Annotated in this window: 1 pseudogene; it reads left to right on the plus strand. The window is 61.2% G+C overall.

What is annotated here, in order from left to right:
• Window positions 1–329: pseudogene (locus SB753_RS34760) on the plus strand (hypothetical protein); the annotation flags it as partial.
• Window positions 330–464: the final 135 nt, after the last annotated feature.

The following is a 464-nucleotide window of genomic DNA, read 5'->3' on the forward strand; positions in this document are numbered from 1 at the left end:
TTCATCTCTTCCTGGTATCGCTGCTGCCCTTTGCGACCGCATGGATTGCGCGCACCAAGCTGGCATCCACTCCTGTAGCGTTTTACGCTGGCCTGTTTGTGTGCATCGACGTTGCCTATAACCTTTTCGAGCGTGAAGTGCTGGCACGCGCAAACACCCCGCAGATGTCCTCGTCTATGCGGCGCATGGCGCGGCGTAGATCAGTCGCTGTCCTCGCAAGCTTCGCGACCGCTGTGCCTGTTGCGCTCATCGCGCCGGGCTTGAGTTTCGGGCTGATCTGCGGGGCCCTGATCCTCCACTTGCGGCCAGATGTCTCGGGCAGTCGGTGACGGTCTTTCAAGGGCACTTCGCGCGAGGATTCTGGAACTTGGCCGGATGCAGCATGTCTACCCCTCGACCGGTACGCCACGGTGGCTGGGCATTGCCTCCTCACGGGCATGTCGAGGCTAACCGGCGTGTCAAAG

The organism is Paraburkholderia sp. SIMBA_053, from assembly GCF_046534895.1.
In the GTDB taxonomy this organism is placed as follows: Bacteria; Pseudomonadota; Gammaproteobacteria; order Burkholderiales; family Burkholderiaceae; genus Paraburkholderia; species Paraburkholderia caledonica.